The organism is Solwaraspora sp. WMMA2056 (genome assembly GCF_030345095.1).
In the GTDB taxonomy this organism is placed as follows: domain Bacteria; phylum Actinomycetota; class Actinomycetes; order Mycobacteriales; family Micromonosporaceae; genus Micromonospora_E.
In genome coordinates, this window is the sequence record NZ_CP128360.1 from 5,577,790 (window position 1) to 5,595,471 (window position 17,682).

14 protein-coding genes are annotated in these 17,682 nt (G+C 72.5%); 7 read left to right on the forward strand and 7 right to left on the reverse strand.

Annotated elements, in window-relative coordinates; translation table 11 throughout:
- Window positions 1-93 precede the first annotated feature (93 nt).
- The gene (locus tag O7608_RS25190) at window positions 94-600 is read right to left on the reverse strand and encodes a winged helix-turn-helix domain-containing protein (RefSeq protein ID WP_289206932.1); all 507 of its coding nucleotides are present in this window, start codon (window positions 598-600) and stop codon (window positions 94-96) included.
- Window positions 601-799: 199 nt separating this feature from the next.
- Between O7608_RS25190 and O7608_RS25195 the strand changes: the two genes are divergently transcribed.
- Both O7608_RS25195 and O7608_RS25200 read left to right on the forward strand, forming a co-directional pair.
- Window positions 800-4,828 (forward strand): S8 family serine peptidase, encoded by a 4,029-nt coding sequence (locus tag O7608_RS25195; protein WP_289206933.1) that lies wholly within the window; start codon window positions 800-802, stop codon window positions 4,826-4,828.
- Window positions 4,829-4,999: 171 nt separating this feature from the next.
- Window positions 5,000-6,055 carry an acyltransferase family protein gene (locus tag O7608_RS25200; RefSeq protein WP_289206934.1) on the forward strand — a complete coding sequence of 352 codons (1,056 nt, stop codon included), beginning with the start codon at window positions 5,000-5,002 and terminating at the stop codon, window positions 6,053-6,055.
- A gap of 45 nt (window positions 6,056-6,100) precedes the next feature.
- On the opposite strand, the gene O7608_RS25205 is transcribed toward O7608_RS25200, so the two are convergent.
- The 3 genes from O7608_RS25205 to O7608_RS25215 are packed head-to-tail and all read right to left on the reverse strand — an operon-like array spanning window position 6,101 to window position 8,139.
- A complete protein-coding gene (locus O7608_RS25205; RefSeq protein ID WP_289206935.1) occupies window positions 6,101-6,763 on the reverse strand; it encodes a nucleotidyl transferase AbiEii/AbiGii toxin family protein in 663 nt (220 codons plus the stop codon).
- 2 nt (window positions 6,764-6,765) lie between these two features.
- A complete protein-coding gene (locus O7608_RS25210) occupies window positions 6,766-7,119 on the reverse strand; it encodes a hypothetical protein (protein ID WP_289206936.1) in 354 nt (117 codons plus the stop codon).
- Window positions 7,120-7,170: 51 nt separating this feature from the next.
- The gene (locus tag O7608_RS25215; RefSeq protein WP_289206937.1) at window positions 7,171-8,139 is read right to left on the reverse strand and encodes a GlxA family transcriptional regulator; all 969 of its coding nucleotides are present in this window, start codon (window positions 8,137-8,139) and stop codon (window positions 7,171-7,173) included.
- 91 nt (window positions 8,140-8,230) lie between these two features.
- Between O7608_RS25215 and O7608_RS25220 the strand changes: the two genes are divergently transcribed.
- Together O7608_RS25220 and O7608_RS25225 are read left to right on the forward strand one after the other, a co-directional pair.
- A complete protein-coding gene (locus O7608_RS25220; RefSeq protein ID WP_289206938.1) occupies window positions 8,231-8,734 on the forward strand; it encodes a DUF2269 family protein in 504 nt (167 codons plus the stop codon).
- Window positions 8,735-8,736: 2 nt separating this feature from the next.
- Entirely contained in the window at window positions 8,737-8,994 is a 258-nt protein-coding gene (locus O7608_RS25225) for a DUF3817 domain-containing protein (protein WP_289206939.1), read from the forward strand.
- Window positions 8,995-9,009: 15 nt separating this feature from the next.
- Here the strand turns inward: O7608_RS25225 and O7608_RS25230 are convergent, their stop codons facing one another.
- On the reverse strand, window positions 9,010-9,936 hold the full coding sequence (locus tag O7608_RS25230) for an acetamidase/formamidase family protein (protein ID WP_289206940.1): 927 nt from the start codon (window positions 9,934-9,936) through the stop codon (window positions 9,010-9,012).
- A gap of 94 nt (window positions 9,937-10,030) precedes the next feature.
- Here O7608_RS25230 and O7608_RS25235 point away from each other — a divergent pair, with 94 nt between their 5' ends.
- Window positions 10,031-10,570, forward strand: coding sequence for an NUDIX domain-containing protein (locus O7608_RS25235; protein ID WP_289206941.1), 540 nt, complete (start codon window positions 10,031-10,033; stop codon window positions 10,568-10,570).
- Entirely contained in the window at window positions 10,567-11,166 is a 600-nt protein-coding gene (locus tag O7608_RS25240; protein WP_289206942.1) for a DUF1707 SHOCT-like domain-containing protein, read from the forward strand. The genes O7608_RS25235 and O7608_RS25240 overlap by 4 nt, the downstream gene beginning before the upstream one ends.
- Here O7608_RS25240 and O7608_RS25245 read toward each other — a convergent pair.
- Both O7608_RS25245 and O7608_RS25250 read right to left on the reverse strand, forming a co-directional pair.
- Entirely contained in the window at window positions 11,138-11,827 is a 690-nt protein-coding gene (locus tag O7608_RS25245) for a 4'-phosphopantetheinyl transferase family protein (RefSeq protein WP_289206943.1), read from the reverse strand. The genes O7608_RS25240 and O7608_RS25245 overlap by 29 nt on opposite strands.
- A gap of 30 nt (window positions 11,828-11,857) precedes the next feature.
- The gene (locus O7608_RS25250) at window positions 11,858-12,319 is read right to left on the reverse strand and encodes an Rv0361 family membrane protein (RefSeq protein ID WP_289206944.1); all 462 of its coding nucleotides are present in this window, start codon (window positions 12,317-12,319) and stop codon (window positions 11,858-11,860) included.
- 540 nt (window positions 12,320-12,859) lie between these two features.
- Here O7608_RS25250 and O7608_RS25255 point away from each other — a divergent pair.
- Window positions 12,860-17,668 carry a family 43 glycosylhydrolase gene (locus O7608_RS25255; protein WP_289206945.1) on the forward strand — a complete coding sequence of 1,603 codons (4,809 nt, stop codon included), beginning with the start codon at window positions 12,860-12,862 and terminating at the stop codon, window positions 17,666-17,668.
- Window positions 17,669-17,682 lie beyond the last annotated feature (14 nt).

Genomic DNA, 17,682 nt, shown 5'->3' on the forward strand with positions numbered 1-17,682 from the left:
TCTTGTCCACCAGAGTCGCTGGGATTCGGGGAGGGACACGGCAGAACAGAGTTCGGCTTCCGGCCGTCCGCAGTCGCTGGTGCGGCCCGCAGATCAGCCGGACACCAGGTGGTAGCCGGCCCCTCGGACGGTGCGTACCCGTGGCCCGTTCGGCAGCGCGGCGAGCTTGCGACGAAGTCGCTTCACGGTGGCGTGCAGCGCGGCCCGGTCGCCCAGGTAGGCGCCGCCCCAGACCGCCTCGAACAGCTGCCGGTACGTCCACAGCCGCAGCGGCGGGCTGGCCAGCCGCAGCAGCGTCGCCCGTTCCAACGGGGTGAGCGCCAGCGCCTCGCCGCGCCAGGTGACCTCGGTGGAGACCGGATCGATCAGCAGGTCACCGAGTCGGGTCGGCCCGGCCGGCGACCGACCAACGGTCGCCGTCGGCCCGTCGGCCACCGCCAGTTCATCGGCCACCGCCGTCGACAGCAGCATGGTCCGCAGCTCGGTGAGGTTGTTGACGACCAGTACGGCGCCGAGGTCGTCGACCCGGGACACCAGCCGCTCGCGTACCGCCGGGTCGGTGGACACGCACACCACCAACGGCACCTCGCCACCCGTCACCGCATCTCCCCCAGTGTGTTCCCGGGCCAGCCAACCTGCTGATAGGCCCGACGTCAACGTCCCCGTGGGAGCCTTCCCAGCACCGGTCGCTGTCCCGGTATTGTCCGGCAATTGCCCACCTTGGTGCTTTCACCTGGTCATCGGGACCCCGAGCATGGCCGGCAGGCGGGATCCGCCTGTCACCACTGTGAGGAGAACGATGATCCATCCACCTGGACGGACCGGCCCGCCACCAGCGGGTGTCCGGTACGCCGCCGCGATCGTCCGGTACGTCGCCGCGACGCTGGCGGTCGTACTCGGCGTCACCGCCGCCACCACGGCCGCACCCGCCGCGTCGGCGGCCCCGATCGGCGGCACCGGCGACGCCCCGGCGGCGGTCAGTGCCGAACTGCTGGCCGACCTGGCCGCCGACGGCACCACCAGCTTCATGGTCTACCTGCGGGAGAAGGCGACCCTGGACGCCGCAGCCCGGATCAGCGACCGGGCCCGGCGCTCCACTGTCGCGTACGAGCGGTTGACCGAGGTCGCCGAGCGCAGCCAACAGAAGCTGACCGCCGACCTGACCCGGCGCAAGGTGCCGTACACCAGCTTCTGGATCGCCAACGCGGTGCAGGTCACCGGGGACCGGGCGCTGGTCGACGCGATCGCCGCCCGGCCGGAGGTGGCGCGGGTGGAGCCGGTGCGCAGCCACGAGCTGATCGAGCCGGTCACGCAGCCGTCGGTCGCCGACGATCCGCAGACCCCGTGGGGGGTGGAGCAGATCGGCGCGCCCCGGGTCTGGTCGGAGTTCGGCGTACGTGGCGACACCGTGGTGATTGCCAGCATCGACACCGGAGTCCAGTTCGACCATCCGGCGCTGGTCGCCAGCTACCGGGGGAACCTCGGTGACGGCACCTTCGACCACGACTACAACTGGTTCGACCCGTCCGGGGTGTGCCCGGACGCGACGCCCTGCGACAACCAGGGGCACGGCAGCCACACCGTGGGCACGATGGTCGGTGACGACGGCGCCGGTACCCGGATCGGGGTGGCGCCGGGGGCACGGTGGATCGCGGCGAAGGGCTGCGAGTCCCGCAACTGCTCCGACCCGGCGCTGCTGGCCGCCGGCCAGTGGGTGCTGGCGCCGACCGACCGCAACGGCGAGAACCCACGCCCCGACCTGCGGCCGGACATTGTCAACAACTCGTGGGGCGGTGGCCAGGCCGACCCCTGGTACGAGCAGGTGGTGACCGCGTGGCGGGCGGCCGGGATCTTCCCGGTCTTCTCGGCCGGCAACGACGGGCCGGCGTGCAACACCGCCAGCTCCCCCGGCGACTACCCGGGCGTCTACACCGTCGGCGCGCACGACGTCGACGGCACGGTCGCGGGCTTCTCCAGCCGGGGCGCGTCCGGGGTGGACGGCCACATCACGCCGGACATCGCCGCCCCCGGGGTGGGCACCGTCTCGGCGCTGCCGGGCAGCCAGTACGGCACCGCCGACGGCACGTCGATGGCGGCGCCGCACGTCGCCGGCACGGTCGCACTGCTGTGGTCGGCCGCGCCGGCGCTGCGCAACGACTACGACGCGACGGTCGCCTTGCTGGACCGTACCGCGATCGACGTCGACGCGACCGAATGCGGCGGCACCGTGGCGGACAACAACCTGGCCGGCGAGGGTCGGCTGGACGCGTACCAGGTGGTGGCGCAGGCGCCGCGGGCGCAGACCGGCCGGCTGACCGGCACGGTGACCGACGCGGCGGACGGCTCCCCGGTCGCCGGGGTGACCGTGACGGTCGCCGGCCGCAGTGTGCAGACCGGACCCAGCGGCGGGTACGCGACGTACCTGCCGGCCGGAACGCACCCGCTGACCGTGTCCGGGTTCGGCTGGGCCACCCGGACGCTGACGGTGACGGTCGGCTCCGCGCCGGTGGTCCAGGACGTCGCCCTCGACGCGGTGCCACACGTCACCCTCTCCGGTCGGGTCACCGACGGCTCCGGGCAGGGCTGGCCGCTGTACGCGCGGATCGAGATCGCCGGCCGCCCCGGCCACCCGGTCTTCACCGACCCGACCAGCGGGCGGTACGCCGTACCGGTGCCCCGGCACGGCACGTACCAGTTGACGGTGACCCCGCTGTACCCCGGCTACCGGACGGTGACCACCGAGGTGGCGGTCGGCGGCCAGGCCCGGACGGCGAACCTGGTGGTGGCGGCGCACATCGCCTGCACCGCCCCCGGCTACACGGCCGACACCGGCGCTACGGTGTTCGCCGCCGACTTCGCCACCGAGCCGGCCGGATGGTCGATCGTGGACCGCACCGACGGCGGCGGCTGGACCTTCACCGACCACCACCAGCGGGGCAACCTGACCGGCGGTACCGGCGGGTTCGCCATCGTCGACAGCGACGGCCACGGCGTCGGGCGCAGCCAGGACACCCTGCTGCACACGCCGATGGTCGACATCTCGCAGATCGCGGCACCGGTGCTGCGGTTCCGCACCGACGCGCGGATCGCCGGCAACGGCGACGTCGCCGCGATCGACGTCTCCACCGACGGCACCGAATGGGTCAACGTCTCCCAGGTGACCGAGAGCGTACGCGGGCCGCAGTTGGTGGAGATTCCGCTGGCCCCGGTGGCCGGTGCCGACCAGGTGCAGGTCCGGTTCCGCTACCGGGGCGGGTACAGCTGGTGGTGGCAGGTCGACGACGTGGCGATCGTCGACCGCACCTGCACGCCGGTCGACGGCGGGCTGATCGCCGGGTTCACCAGCGACGCGAACACCGGGACGCCGGTGGTCGGGGCGCGGGTCGCCGACCCGCAGCGCCCGGACGAGTACGGGACGTCGGCGGCCACCCCGGCCGACGAGACGGTGCCGGACGGGTTCTACTGGTTCTTCGCCAGCGGGGCCGGGCAGCAACGGTCGTTCGTCGCCGAGGCCGCGCCGTACCAGCCGCGGAAGCGGACCGCGTCGGTGGTCGCCGGCGGTGCCCGGCGGGTCGACTTCGACCTGCGCAGCGGGCAGTTGGCGGTCTCCGGCGCACCGGTCGAGGCGGAGCTGACGCCCGGCGGCAGCGGCAGTGCCGAGTTCACCGTCCGCAACACCGGGTCCGCGCCGGTGACGGTGGAGGTGCTGGAACGGCCCGCCGCGTCGGCGACGCCGCCGCTGACCGGGCAGCCGCCGTGGCAGCGGCTGGCCGACGCCCCGGACGGGCTGTCCGACAACGCCGCCGTGGTGCTCGACGGCGTCGTCTACTCGGTCGGCGGCGGCACCCATCTGGGCACCACCCGGCAGGCGTGGGCCTACGACCTGGCCGCCGACTCCTGGCAACGGCTGCCGGACCTGCCCCGCGACCGGGGCAAGCCGGCGGTCGCGGCGGTCGACGGCAAGGTGTACGTCTTCGGCGGCTGGGACACCGAGTTCCGCCCGCAGTCGGCGGTCGACGTGTTCGACCCGGCGACCGGGGCGTGGCACACGCTCGCCGGGGTGACCAACCCGGCACCTCGGGCGGCAGCGGCGGCAGTGGTCGTCGAAGGGCTGATCTACCTGGTCGGCGGCTGCCGGGACGACCTGTGCCGGGCGTCGGCCGACGTGCTGACGTTCGACCCGGCGACTGGCACGTTCCGGGCCCGCGTCGACTACCCGCACGAGGTGGCGTGGCACGCCTGCGGGGCGATCGACCTGCGGATCTACTGCGCGGGCGGGTACAGCCACGACGGCGACTACGCCGACACCGTCGCCTACGACCCGGACACCGACCGCTGGGCGGCCCGCGCGGACATGCCGCATCACGTGACCGGCGCGGCGTACTCGGTGGCGGCCGGCCGGCTGGTGCTGGCCGGCGGGATGCTCGCCGCCGGCGAGATCACCGACCGGACCATCGGGTACGACCCGGTGGCCGACGCCTGGCAGGAGCTGGCCCCGACCGGGCAGGCCGCGTCCCGGGGTGCCGGTGCCTGCGGCGGGCTGGCGATCGGCGGCATGTCGCCGCAGTGGGCGGCGCTGCCGTCGATCTCCCGGTGGTCCGGGGCGGACGGCTGCACGCCGCCGGCCGAGGCGCCCTGGCTGCGGGTACGGCCGGCCAGCTTCACGCTGGCACCGGGCGCGTCGAAGGCCGTCACGCTGCGGTTCACCGCCGACGCCGCGACCGGGGTCGACGGACCCGGCCGGTACACCGCCACGTTGGCGCTGCGGGCGCAGACCCCGTACCCGGTGCCGACCGTGCCGGTGGAGTTGACGGTACGGCAGCGGTAGGTCGTACCCCGGTGAGTTGTCCGGGGTAGCTGGTGCGGGGTGTCCGATCGGACACCCCGCACCAGCGGCCACCAACACGGCACGATCCACCGCCGCCGTTAACCGAATCGTCGCCGTTGCGCAACCGCACGTTGCGGGAACACCCAGATTCCCGGGCTAGGTTCGGGCCCTATGCGTGTCAGCGGGTCCCTGAGTGATCGTGCCGAGGGGACCGCCTCCTCGGCACGCACGCCGGCCGGGTCACGCGAGCGCAGCCCGTACATCGACGCGTTGCGGGCGTTGGCGATCGTGCGGGTCTACCTGCTGCACACCCTGTGGCTGACCTGGCTGCCGCTGGCGTTCCCGGCGATGCCGGTGATGTTCGCGCTGGCCGGCTATCTCACCGCCGTGTCGCTGGACCGGGGCGCGCCGCTGCGGGTGGTCGGCTCCCGGCTGCGCCGGCTGCTGCCGCCGCTGTGGGCGCTCGCCGTGGTCGCCGTACCGCTGATGGTCCTGGTCGGCTGGCGGCCCAGCCTGCTGGACGTCACCTGGTGGGTGGCACCGCTGCGCAACCCGCCGTCCAGCGAGTGGGGCGGGCCGTTCTCCCTCGGGCTGTGGTACATCCGCGCCTACCTGTGGCTGGTGCTGCTCTCCCCGCTGCTGTGGTGGGCGTTCCGCCGCTGGCCGGTCGGCGCACTGCTGGGCCTGCCGGCGCTCGCCGTACTGCTGACGTCGCCGCTGGTCGACCTGCCGGTCAATCCGGTCACCGACGTGGTCTGGTCGGTGGCCGCGTACGGCAGTTGCTGGCTGATCGGGTACGCCCGGCACACCGGGCTGCTCGACCGGGTGCCGCTGAGGTGGTACGTGCTCGGCGTCGGCGTGCTGGCGCTCGGCGCGATGATGTGGCTGGCCGACCGGGGCGAGGACGACCAGCTCGGCGGGCTGGTCTGGGGCTGGGCGGTGGTGCTGCTGCTGATGCGGGCCCGACCCCGGCTGGGCTGGCTGGCCCAGGTGCCGTGGTTGGCCCGACTCATCCGCATGATCAACGCGCGGGCGGTGACCATCTACGTCTGGCACCTGCCGGTGCTGTACGCCGCCGGCGCGCTGCTCACCGTGGCCGGGCTCTACGCCGGCAAGGCGGCGATCCTCGGCGTGGGCACCGTGCTGCTGGTCGCGGTGGTGCTGGCGCTGGGCTGGGTCGAGGACCTCGCCGCCCGCCGCCGCCCGTCGCTGCTGCCACCCAGTTGAGCCCACCTGCGAACAGTCCCTGACTGGCAACATCCTCGACGCCTGCTACGTGGGCTCCTGCGGCTCGGCGAGGAGTTGCTCCCGCCAGTCCGCGAATCGCCCGCGCATCGCTGCGATGTCCTGTGGTGCAGTGCCGTAGGCCGCAAAGCGGCGGTCCGGGTAGCGCGGCAGCATGTCGAACAGATCGGCGAGGATCCGTCTGTCGAATCCGGCATCGGCCTGCTCGGCAAGTTCGAGGATTCGCTCACGGGAGTACCGACCAGTCTGCTGGGCAGCATCGACGTCGAGGAAATCTCTCGGTTCGGCGCGGGTGAAGAGGGCAGACATTTTTCCTGCGACGACGTCGTCGCTGTGCAGGACGGGACCGATGTCCATGGTCACGGGCGGCAACGCACGCCAGTTCGCGGCGAGTTCGACCTTGTACGGCCGGTCCGGTTCGACAGGTTCGGTGACCGCGAGCCGAGCGAAGGTCTCGAACCGCTGGGTGACCTCGACGGCGTAACCGCCCGAACGGTAGGCCGCGACAACGGCGTCCACCGCGACCTCGAAGTCATCGCGCCGTTCCCAGGCGGTGAACAGGTCGATGTCCTCGCTTGGTCGGACGAGAATCCCGTGTGCCTGCACGGCGTAACCGCCTGCCAGGGCAAATCCATAGCGGCCGGCGGCACGAAGCCCGATCTCCGCCAGCCGAAGGTGGACCTCTTCCACGCTCAGCCGGCCAGCGTCCGCGGCGGGGCGGCGAGTTCCGGGAACCGCGCCTGCCACAGCGCACGCAGCCGAGCAGGCAGCCACAGACTCGGCCACAGTCGGCGTAGCGTATCCGCGTCGAGCCACCGGTTCAGATCAGCCACACTGGTGGCCTGATTGAGCACCGTCTGATACATCAGTTGGAGATCACCGGCATCGTCCAGGTCGTAGGCACTGTCACTGGACCAGTCCAGCCAGCGATCAAGCGTCACCACACCACCCACTGGTCCCCGCAGATCGGTCATGCGCGCGGGGACGAGGTAGTGCCGCTGGTCGACGTACCGCGAGCCAGCCGGCGCACCTTCTGCCCTCGCCATTGCCACACCTCCTGACCCGATACTACGGCCGGTCCGCCTGACAATGACGCTTCATCGACCGTACGTCGCCGCGACGACGGGGCGACGGAACGCGCCCCGGTAGGCGTACGGGCTGGTGCCGACGATCCGCTTGAAGCTGTCCCGGAACGCGGTCGGCGAGCCGAAGCCGACCCGGCGGCTGATCTGCTCCACCCCGTCATCGGTGGCCTCCAGCAGGTGCTGGGCCTGCCGGATCCGGGCCTCCTGCAGCCAGCGCAGCGGCGCGACTCCGGTGTGTTCGCGGAAGCGCCGGTGCTGGGTCCGTGGGCTCATCCCGGCCCGGTCGGCGATCCGGGCCAGCGTCAACGGCTCGGCCGCCTGCTCACGCAGCCAGATCAGTAGCGGCTCGATCGCCGGCTCGGGCGGACCCGGCGGCGCCTGTGCGGGAATGAACTGGGCCTGCCCGCCGCTGCGTTCCAACGGCATCACCGACAGCCGGGCGGCGTCGGCGGCCGCCGCTGAGCCGTGGTCGCGCCGGACCAGGTGCAGGCAGAGGTCGAGGCCGGCGGCGGCCCCAGCGGAGGTCAGGATCTGCCCGTCGTCGACGTAGAGCACGTCCGGGTCGACCCGTACGGCCGGGTAGCGGGCGGCCAGTTCGGCGGCGGCGCGCCAGTGGGTGGTGGCCGGTCGGCCGTCGAGCAGTCCGGCGGCGGCGAGCACGAACGCCCCGGAGCAGATCGAGGCGATCCGGGTCCCGGCGGCGGCTGCGGCGCGCAGCGCGGCCAGCACCGGTTGCGGTACGGGAGCCGACAGGTCGGCGCAGCCGGGGACGATCACCGTGTCGGCGGCGGCCAGCGCGGTCAGGTCGGCGGCCGGCCGCAGGGTGAACGCGCCGGCGTCCACCTCGGGTGTCGCGGCGCAGACCACCACCTGGTATGCCGCCCGCCCGTCGGGCAGCCGCAGCCGGCTGAACACTTCGACCGGGGTGGACAGGTCGAACGGGATCACCCCGTCGAAGGCGAGGATCGCGATCCGGTGCATGCGACGACGGTACGCCGGCCGTGGCGAGAATCCGTTGACCTATGGCTTGCCAGCCACTCGTGGCATGACGAACCGCCCATACCGTCGCGTCGTGACGAAATTTCTGCTCTCCGTACACGTGCTGGCGGCGATCGTGGCGATCGGCCCGGTCACCGTCGCGGCCAGCATGTTCCCGGCCGCCGCCCGGCGGGCGATTGCCGACCCGCAGGACGCCGCCGCCCGCACGACGCTGCGGACGCTGCACCGGATCTGCCGGGTGTACGCCGCCGTCGGGATCGTCGTGCCGGTGTTCGGCCTGGCCACCGCCACCAGCCTCGGAGTGCTCACCGACACCTGGCTGCTCGTGTCGATCACACTCACCGTGGTCGCCGCCGCGCTGCTGGTGCTGCGGGTGCTCCCCCGCCAGGCGGCGCTGCTGGCCGGACTCGACACTGCCGGCACAGAGCCGCAGCAGACGGCGACAGTGGCGGCGACAGCGAGCACGCCGACCACGGCACCGGGGCGGCTGGCGGCGTACACCGGGGTGTTCAACCTGCTCTGGGCGACCGTCACCGTGCTGATGATCGTCCGGCCCGGCTCGACGACCGGGGTGTGAGGATGTCGGGCAGTCTGCGGCTGCTGCGGATCGCCGCCGGAGTCGAACTCGCAACCCTGATCATGATGCTGGCCAATCTGGCGACGGTGCACTGGCCGGCGGTGTCGTCGCTGCTGGGCCCGACCCACGGGGCGGCGTACCTGCTTGTGGTCGTCGCGGCCGCGCAGCAGCCGGCCGCGCCGCGATCGGCCCGGCTGCTCAGCCTGCTGCCCGGCGTCGGTGGACTGCTCGCGCTCCGCGCGCTACCGACTCAGCGGTAACCAGGGGCGGCGCGGTCAGCGGAGGGCGTCGTCGGCGAGCCGGGCGTGCACGCCGACGACGCCGTTGACGATCTGGGTGACCCGTACGTCGACGACGACGCTGGCCAGGGCGACCGCGTCACCCCGGGACAGTCCGTACCGGCGGGACATCAGCGTGATCATCGCGTCGAGCGCGTCGGCGGCGGCGGCGTCCAGGGTGTCGCCCAGGCCGAGGGTCAGCCAGGCACCGTCGACCCGGGCCACCGGCCCGGTCAGCGGCTGGTCGTCGACCAGGTCGAAGGTGAGCGCGACCCGGTCCATCGGGCATTCGATCGCCGTACCGCAGATCTCGCCGTCGCCCTGGGCGGCGTGTCCGTCGCCGACGGAGAGGAGCGCGCCGTCGACGGTGACCGGCAGCAGCAGGGTGCTGCCGACTACCAGGTCCTTGCAGTCCAGGTTGCCGCCGCAGCGCCGGGGCGGGATCGTCGAGTGTTCACCGGGCTGCGCCGGTGGCATGCCGAGCACCCCGAGGAACGGCCGCAGCGTCACCGTGTGGCCGAGCTGGTTGCGCCCGGTGCCGGCGGCCGGGTCCAGTTGCCAGGTGTGCACGGTCTCGGTGCCGGCGATGCCGTACCGGTCGCTGTGCGGGGTCAACGCGCTGCCGGCGAGGGTGGTGCCCCACTCGGCCGGCAGCACCTCGTCGACGCGTACCGACAGGGTCGTCCCCGGCCGGGCACCGCGCACCGCCACCGGTCCGACCAGCGCGTGGCCGAACCCCGGCCGGTACGCGGCGTGCCGGGGCCGCTGGTCGTGCGGCCCACCGGCATACGGCCCGGCCGACCACCAGCAGTCGAGGGTACGGACGGTGACCGTGTCACCGGGGTCGATGGTGAGCACCGGTGGATAGTCGGGTGAGAAGTAGCCGTGCAGGGTCCGGGCGTCCGGCTCCAGGGTGTGCCGCATCGCGGCAGGTTACCGCCGACGGGCCAGGTAGCGCAGCGACCGGCCGCCGGCCGGCAGGGTCCACGGTGTCGCGGCAGGCGTATCGTCGGACGGCGTGACCGGTGTGCCGTACTCGTTCTGCTCGTCCTGCGGTGTCGGCTACCCGGCCGATGCCGGCTGGCCCCGTCAGTGTGGCCACTGTGGTCAGCTGGTGTGGCGCAATCCGACGCCGGTGGCGGTCGCGGTGGTCCCGGTCGTCACCGAGAAAGGGCTCGGCGTGGTGGTGCAGCGCCGTGACATCGAGCCGGCGCGCGGCGAGTTGGCGCTGCCCGGCGGGTTCATCGAGTACGGCGAGGACTGGCGTACCGCAGTGGTCCGTGAGTTGCGCGAGGAGACCGGATTGGACGGTGCGGCCGACCAGGTGCGGCTCTACGACGTACGGAGCGTGCCGAGCGGTGCCAGTCTGCTGATCTTCGGCATGCTTCCGCCCCGGCCCGCCAAGATGTTGCCGCCGTCGGCACCCACCGACGAGGCTACCGAGTGGCTGGTGACGACCGAGCCGGTCGAGTTGGCGTTCCCGTTGCACACCGAGGTGCTGACCCGGGTGCTCGACGAGGCGTCCGGGGTCGCGGCGGCCGGTACCCTGACGACGTGAACGACGTTCCTGACCGGCTGCCGGCCGAGCGGCTGCGGGCCTCCGACGCCGACCGTGAGCGGGTGGCCGAGGTGCTGCGGACGGCGGCGGCCGAGGGGCGGATCGACCTGCCCGAGTTGGACGAGCGGCTCACCCAGGTGTACGCGGCCCGTACCTACGCCGATCTGGAGCCGCTCACCCGGGACATCCCCCGCGCGGTCTCCGACGCGGTGGCGCGCCGGGGCGGTGGCGACGTCGCCGTGTCCCGCCCGGCGGGCTGGGCGGTCGCGGTGATGAGCGGGTTCGACCGGCGGGGCCGGTGGGTGGCGCCGGGCGTGCTGCGGGCGGTGGCCTTCTGGGGCGGCGGGCGGATCGACCTGCGCCAGGCGCAGTTCGACGCGAACGTGATCCGGATCCGGGCCTGGGCGATCATGGGCGGTATCGACATCGTGGTGCCCGACGACGCGGAGGTGTCGGTCAACGGCCTGGGTCTGATGGGCGCCTTCGATCAGCGGGCCGCCGGGCTGGGCAGTCCGGGTGGGCCGAGGATCCAGATCAGCGGGTTGGCGTTCTGGGGCGGTGTCTCGATCAGACGGCGGGGCCGGCCGGGACGCTGATCGCCGCCACGATCAGCCCGTTGCGGACGAGCCAGCGACCGGTGAACGCGGTCAGCGGCGCACCGTCGGGCAGCACCGGTCCGGGCACCAGCAGCCGGGCGTCGAACCGCCCGGTTGCCGGGTCGGTCTGGTCGTCGGGTCGGGCGTCGACGTACGCCTGCTCGAAGCCGAGCCACCGCTGGGTCAGCGGGTACCAGGCTTTGTAGACGGCTTCCTTGGCGCAGAACAGCAGGCGTTCCCAGTGGATCTGGGGATGAGTGGCGCGGCGGGCGGCCAACCAGGTCGACTCGTTGGGCGCGGTGATGCTGTCCAGCACGCCGGCCGGCAACGGCTCGTGCGGCTCGGCGTCGATGCCGACCGTGACGAGGTCGGTGGACCGGGCGACCACGGCCGCCCGGTAGCCGGCGCAGTGGGTGATGCTGCCGACGACGCCGGCCGGCCAGCGTGGCTCCCGGCGGGGTCCGGCTGGCACCCCGACTCCGGTGAAGCCCAGTTGGGCGAGGGCCTCGTGGGCGCACCGCCGGGCGGTGCCGAACTCACGGCGCCGCTTGTCGACCGGGTTGCCCAGCGCCGCCTCCTCCTCGGGATAGAGGGTGACCGGCACGCTGTCGTCGAACGCCTCGCGGGCGATGACCGTCGTCGGCAGCAGGTCTTCGATCATCTGGCCCTCCGCGTCACCGGGTCGGGTCGATCAGCACACCCGCCACTGGCCGTTCTCCTCGACCAGTGTGATCACTTGCTGGCGTTCGGTGCCACCGTCGTCGGTGATGTCCACGGTGACCACGCCGGTGGCCTGCCCGTTGGTGCTGGAAACGGTGGTGCCGACGATGTCGTACCCGGTGATCTGCGGGCCGGCCGATTCCCGGTCGACGAACTCGGCCTCGGTCAGCAGGGCCTGCTGCTCGGCGCAGAGCCGCTGGTACGCCCCGGCGTGGTCGCCGGCACGCAGCGCGTCGAGGTGGTCGCTTGCCGCGTCCCGGACCGGGGTGGTGGCCGCCGAGATGGTCTGGTACAGCCAGAAGCCGACACCGGCGGCACCGAGGCAGCAGAGCAGGACGACAGCGAGCACGATCGCGACGACGATCATCGTGGTGCGCCGGCCCCGGCCGGGCTTCGGCTCGGGGGGCGGGGCGGGGGGCGGCGGATAGCTCATGACGCGGATGTTAGATGCCACGCGCCACCCGGCGGACAGCCCGACCAGCCTGCTCAGCCGCGTGCGACCAGCCGTACTCACCCGCGTGCGACCAGCCGGAGCCAGCAGATCACTACGCCCCGGGCGCCGGCCGGACCGGACCGGTCGACCGAGTCACGGGGCAGGCCACCAACTCCTTCGTCCGCACACCCTGCGGTACGGATGTCCGAGGCCGATCAGTTGACCGATCTGGCCGCTCGATCGGTGGTCGGCGGCGGGTTCCGGGTCCCGCCCAGCCCTTGACGTCGAGGGTGCAGGCGGTTAACACTCTCGCAACCGCCGCGTGACAGCGACGAATCGGGCGAGGCCAGGACCGGCATCTCGGAGAGAGGCCGCCGGCAGCGCCGCCCGTCTGTCGCCCCTGACCGGACGGCCCAGCCCTGTGACCATTCGACGACCCGGTAGCACCGCACCCCGCAATGTTAACGCGAACATCCATCGAGCTCGGCGAGTTGGGACCGACGTCCACCGCCCGCCCGGACCGATCAGGAGGAACACCCGATGCCCCGACGTGCCCGACCGCCGGCCGTCAGACCGGCGCGAACAGCGCTGGCGTCCCTGGCCGCCCTCGCCCTCACCGCCGGCCTGCTGGCCGCCGGACCGACCGCCGCCACCGCTGCCGAGCTGACCGACGGTCTCGTGCTGTGGTACAAGCTGGACGCCGCAGCCGGTACGGTCGCCACCGACGCCTCCGGCAACGCCCGCCACGGCACCGTCCGCGGTGGCGCGGACTGGTCCGGCGACGACGGGCTCGGCTTCAACGGCACCGACACCTACGTACGGCTGCCCGACGACGTGCTGCGCGACCTGACCTCGGTGACCGTCGCGTTCGACGTGTACGTCGACCCGGCGCAGGCCACGCCGTACTTCATCTACGGGATCGGCAACACCAGCGGCGGCACCGGCGACGGCTACCTGTTCGCCACCGGCGACCAGTTGCGGACCGCGATCGCCAGCGGGAACTGGTCCACCGAGCAGAACACCCGGCCGACCCCCGCCCGTAACCTCGCCCGGGGCGTCTGGAAGCACCTCACCTACGCCCAGACCGGCACCACCGGCGTGCTCTACGAGGACGGCGTCGAGATCGGCCGCAACACCGCGGTGACCATCACCCCCGCCTCGATCGGCGGCGGCACCACCACGGCCAACTACATCGGACGATCCGTCTACACCGCCGACCGCTACCTCGACGGCCGGATCCGTGACTTCCGGATCTACGACCGGGCGGTCGACGCCGACGAGGCTGCCGCACTCGGTGCCCGCGCGGCCGCCGGGGTCGTCGCCCGGGACACCGCCGCGCTGGACCTCGGCGACACCAGCGCGGTCACCGGCGACCTGACCCTGCCGGCCGTCGGCGCCGCCGGTTCCACGATCACCTGGGCCAGCAGCGACCCCGACGTGGTCTCGACGACCGGGAAGGTGACCCGCCCGGCGCTGGGCCAGCCGGACGCCACCGCCACCCTCACCGCCACCCTGGCCCGAGGGTCGGTCACCGACACGAAGACGTTCGAGGTGACCGTACTGGCGCAGTTCGACGACGCCCGGATCGTCGCCGCCGCCGCGGCCGCGCTGACCGTGCACGGCGTCGACGACGTACGCGGGAACCTGACCCTGCCCACGACGGGCGCCGACGGCACCACCGTGAACTGGGCGTCGGACGACCCGGCGGTGATCGCCACCGACGGGGTGGTCCACCGGCCGGCACCCGGCGACGCCACCGTCACCGTCACCCTGACCGCCACCGTCACCCGCAACGCGGCCAGCGCCAGCCGCGAGTTCACCGCCACCGTGCCGGCGCTGCCGGCACCGGCCGACCGCACCGGCTACCTGTTCAGCTACTTCACCGGCGAAGGCACCGCCACCGGCGAGCAGGTCTACTTCGCGCTCAGCCAGGGCAACGACCCGCTGCACTGGCAGCAGCTCAACGACGGCCGGCCGGTGCTGACCTCGACGTTGGGCGAGCAGGGCCTGCGGGACCCGTTCATCATCCGCTCCCCGGAAGGTGACAAGTTCTACCAGATCGCCACCGACCTACGGATCCACGGCAACGGCAACTGGGACGGCGCGCAGCGCCACGGCAGCAAGTCGATCATGGTCTGGGAGTCCACCGACCTGGTCAACTGGACCGACCAGCGCCTCGTGCAGGTATCCCCGGACACCGCCGGTAACACCTGGGCGCCGGAGACCTACTACGACCCGACGATCGGCGCGTACGTCGTCTTCTGGGCCTCGAAGCTCTACGCCGCCGACGACCCGGACCACACCGGAAACACGTACAACAAGATGCTGTACGCCACCACCCGCGACTTCCACACGTTCTCCGAACCGCAGGTGTGGGTCGACCCCGGCTACTCGGTCATCGACTCGACCGTCATCGACCACGACGGTGTCTACTACCGGTTCACCAAGGACGAACGCAACAACTCGTCGTCCACGCCGTGCAGCAAGTTCATCCTCGCCGAGACGTCGACGTCGCTGCGCAGTACCGACTGGGAGTTCCTGGCCGACTGCATCGGCCGGGGCGCGATGTCCCAGGGCGAGGGACCGACGATCTTCAAGTCGAACACCGAGGAGAAGTGGTACCTGTTCATCGACGAGTTCGGCGGGCGCGGCTACATCCCGTTCGAGACCACCGACCTCGCCTCCGGGGTGTGGACGCCGTCGAGTGACTACGCGCTGCCGACCAGCCCCCGGCACGGCACCGTCCTGCCGGTCACCCAGGCCGAGTACGACGCGCTGCTCGCCGCGTACGGACCGGACCCCGGGCCGGAGCCGACCGACGGGCTGCTGCTGCACTACGAGTTCGACGAGACCGGCGGCAGCGTCGCCACCGACGCCTCCGGGCAGGGCCGGCACGGCACCTACCAGCGCACCCCCGCGTTCGGCACCGGCGTCGACGGTGGCTCGTTCAAGATGAGCGGCGGCGCCAGCAACTCCACCACCGCGCCGTACGTCACCATCCCCAACGGCGTGTTCGCCGGGGTCACCAGCACCACCGTGGCGACCTGGGTCAAGTGGGACGCCTCCAGCACCGCCAACCAGTGGATCTACGGGTTGGGGCCGGACCGCAACCGTTACCTGTTCAGCGGCCCGAACACCAACGGGGTGCTGTTCTCGGCGATCACCACCGGCAGCTGGCAGGCCGAGAAGCAACTGCGGGCGTCGTCGGCGTTGACCGGCGGCGAGTGGAAACACGTCGCGGTGACCGTCGACTCGGCCACCCGTACCGCCGTGATGTATCTCGACGGCGTCGCGATCGCCCGGGCCACCGACGTGGCCGTGCGCCCGGCGGACCTGCACGACGCCACCGGCGGCAGTGCCGGCTACATCGGACGGTCGCTGTACGGCGAGGATCCGTACTTCGCCGGTGAGGTCGACGACTTCCGGATCTACGGCCGGGCGTTGACCGCCGACGAGGTGTACGCCCTCGGCGGCGACCCGGCGGCGATCACCGGGGCGGCCCTGCCGCAGCTCAAGGTGGACGCGATCGTCGACGCCGAGCTCCATCGGGTGATCCTGCCGGTCCGCCCGGACACCGACCTGACCGCCCTGGCCCCGGAGTTCACCCTGGCCCCCGGCGCGAACGTCGCACCCGCGTCGGGCACCGTCCGGGACCTGAGCGCGCCGGTGACGTACACCGTCACCGGCGCCGACGGTGCCACCGCGACCTGGACCGTCGAGGCCCGGCTGATGCGTTCCCCGGTCCTTCCCGGTCTGTACGCCGACCCGAACATCGCGGTCTTCGGCGACCGGTTCTACCTCTACGCCACCACCGACGGTTTCGCCGGCTGGAGCGGCACGAAGTTCTCGGTGTTCTCCTCGGCGGACCTGGTGAACTGGACCGACCACGGGGTCATCCTGGATCTGGAGACCGACGTCGACTGGGCGGACAACAGCGCCTGGGCGCCGACGATCGCCGAACGCGACGGCAAGTGGTACTTCTACTTCAGCGGTGGGAAGGCCACCGGGGACACCGGTAAGCACCTCGGGGTCGCCGTCGCCGACTCGCCGACCGGGCCGTTCCGCGACGCGCTCGGCGAGCCGCTGGTGCCGGCGGGCACGTACCCCGGTCAGATGATCGACCCGGCGGTCTTCACCGACGACGACGGCCGCTCCTACCTGTACTGGGGCAACGGCTACGCCTACCAGGTCGAGCTCAACGACGACATGGTGTCGTTCGACCCTGCGAAGGTCACCTCGCACCGGCCGGCCGGCTACAACGAGGGCGCGTTCGTCATCAAACGGGACGGCCGCTACTACTTCATGTGGTCGGAGAACGACACCCGCAGCGAGGACTACCAGGTGGCGTACGCCGTCGGTGACTCGCCGCTGGGGCCGTGGAGCGAGCGGCGCGGCACGATCCTGCGCAAGGACCTGTCGCTGGGGATCAAGGGCACCGGGCATCACTCGGTGGTGCGGGTGCCAGGCACCGACGACTGGTACATCGCGTACCACCGGTTCGCCATCCCGGACGGCGACGGCACCCACCGGGAGACCACCATCGACCGGCTGGAGTTCGCCGCCGACGGCTCCATCGTGCCGGTGGTGCCGACCCTGGAGAGCGTCACGCCGATCCGGCCGGTCAACACCGCCCCGGTGGTCACCGCCGCGACCGGGCCGGGCGGGCCGGTTCCGGCCGGCACACCCGTCGAGGTCACCGCGACCTTCACCGACTCCGGTGTCGACGACACCCACCGGTGTGTCCTGGTCTGGGGCGACGGTGCCACCGGCACCGGCACGGTCGACGGGTCGACCTGTGTGGCCGGCCACACCTACACCGAGCCGGGCGTGTACCGGCCGACGGTCACGGTGATCGACGACCGGGGTGCCGCGCACACGCTGGCCGCCGGTTACCTAACGGTGCACCGCGCCGACGGCGGGCACGTCGCCGGATCCGGCTGGTTCACCTCGCCGGCCGGGGCGTACGTCGCCGACGGGCAGCTGGCCGGACGGGCCGAGTTCGGCTTCGTCGCGGCGGCCGGGCCGGACGCGGCCGGGCCGGACGCGGTGGCGCTGCGGCTGCGGCTCGGGGACCGGGAGTTCACCGCCAGCCGCCACCGGGGGTACGTGGTCGACGGGCCGCAGGTGCGGTTCAACGGTCGGGGCACCATCAACGGTGCCGGTGACTACACGTACATGGTCGGGTTGAACGACGAGGCGCTGCGGGAGCCCGCACCGGGCGACGGCGGCAGGGACCGGTTCTGGATCCGGATCACCGAGACGGCCACCGGGACGGTCGTCTACGACAGCCGGACCAACGCCACCACCACCGCGCTCGGCGGTGGCGCGGTCGTCGTCACACTGGGTTGACGCACGACTGGGTC

Excerpts from the sequence above, each read along its gene's own strand:
- O7608_RS25195 (WP_289206933.1), top strand. The coding sequence starts at position 800 with ATGATCCATCCACCTGGACGGACCGGCCCGCCACCAGCGGGTGTCCGG.
- O7608_RS25200 (WP_289206934.1), top strand. The coding sequence starts at position 5,000 with ATGCGTGTCAGCGGGTCCCTGAGTGATCGTGCCGAGGGGACCGCCTCC.
- O7608_RS25210 (WP_289206936.1), bottom strand. The coding sequence starts at position 7,119 with ATGGCGAGGGCAGAAGGTGCGCCGGCTGGCTCGCGGTACGTCGACCAG.
- O7608_RS25215 (WP_289206937.1), bottom strand. The coding sequence starts at position 8,139 with ATGCACCGGATCGCGATCCTCGCCTTCGACGGGGTGATCCCGTTCGAC.
- O7608_RS25225 (WP_289206939.1), top strand. The coding sequence starts at position 8,737 with ATGTCGGGCAGTCTGCGGCTGCTGCGGATCGCCGCCGGAGTCGAACTC.
- O7608_RS25230 (WP_289206940.1), bottom strand. The coding sequence starts at position 9,936 with ATGCGGCACACCCTGGAGCCGGACGCCCGGACCCTGCACGGCTACTTC.
- O7608_RS25245 (WP_289206943.1), bottom strand. The coding sequence starts at position 11,827 with ATGATCGAAGACCTGCTGCCGACGACGGTCATCGCCCGCGAGGCGTTC.
- O7608_RS25250 (WP_289206944.1), bottom strand. The coding sequence starts at position 12,319 with ATGAGCTATCCGCCGCCCCCCGCCCCGCCCCCCGAGCCGAAGCCCGGC.
- O7608_RS25255 (WP_289206945.1), top strand. The coding sequence starts at position 12,860 with ATGCCCCGACGTGCCCGACCGCCGGCCGTCAGACCGGCGCGAACAGCG.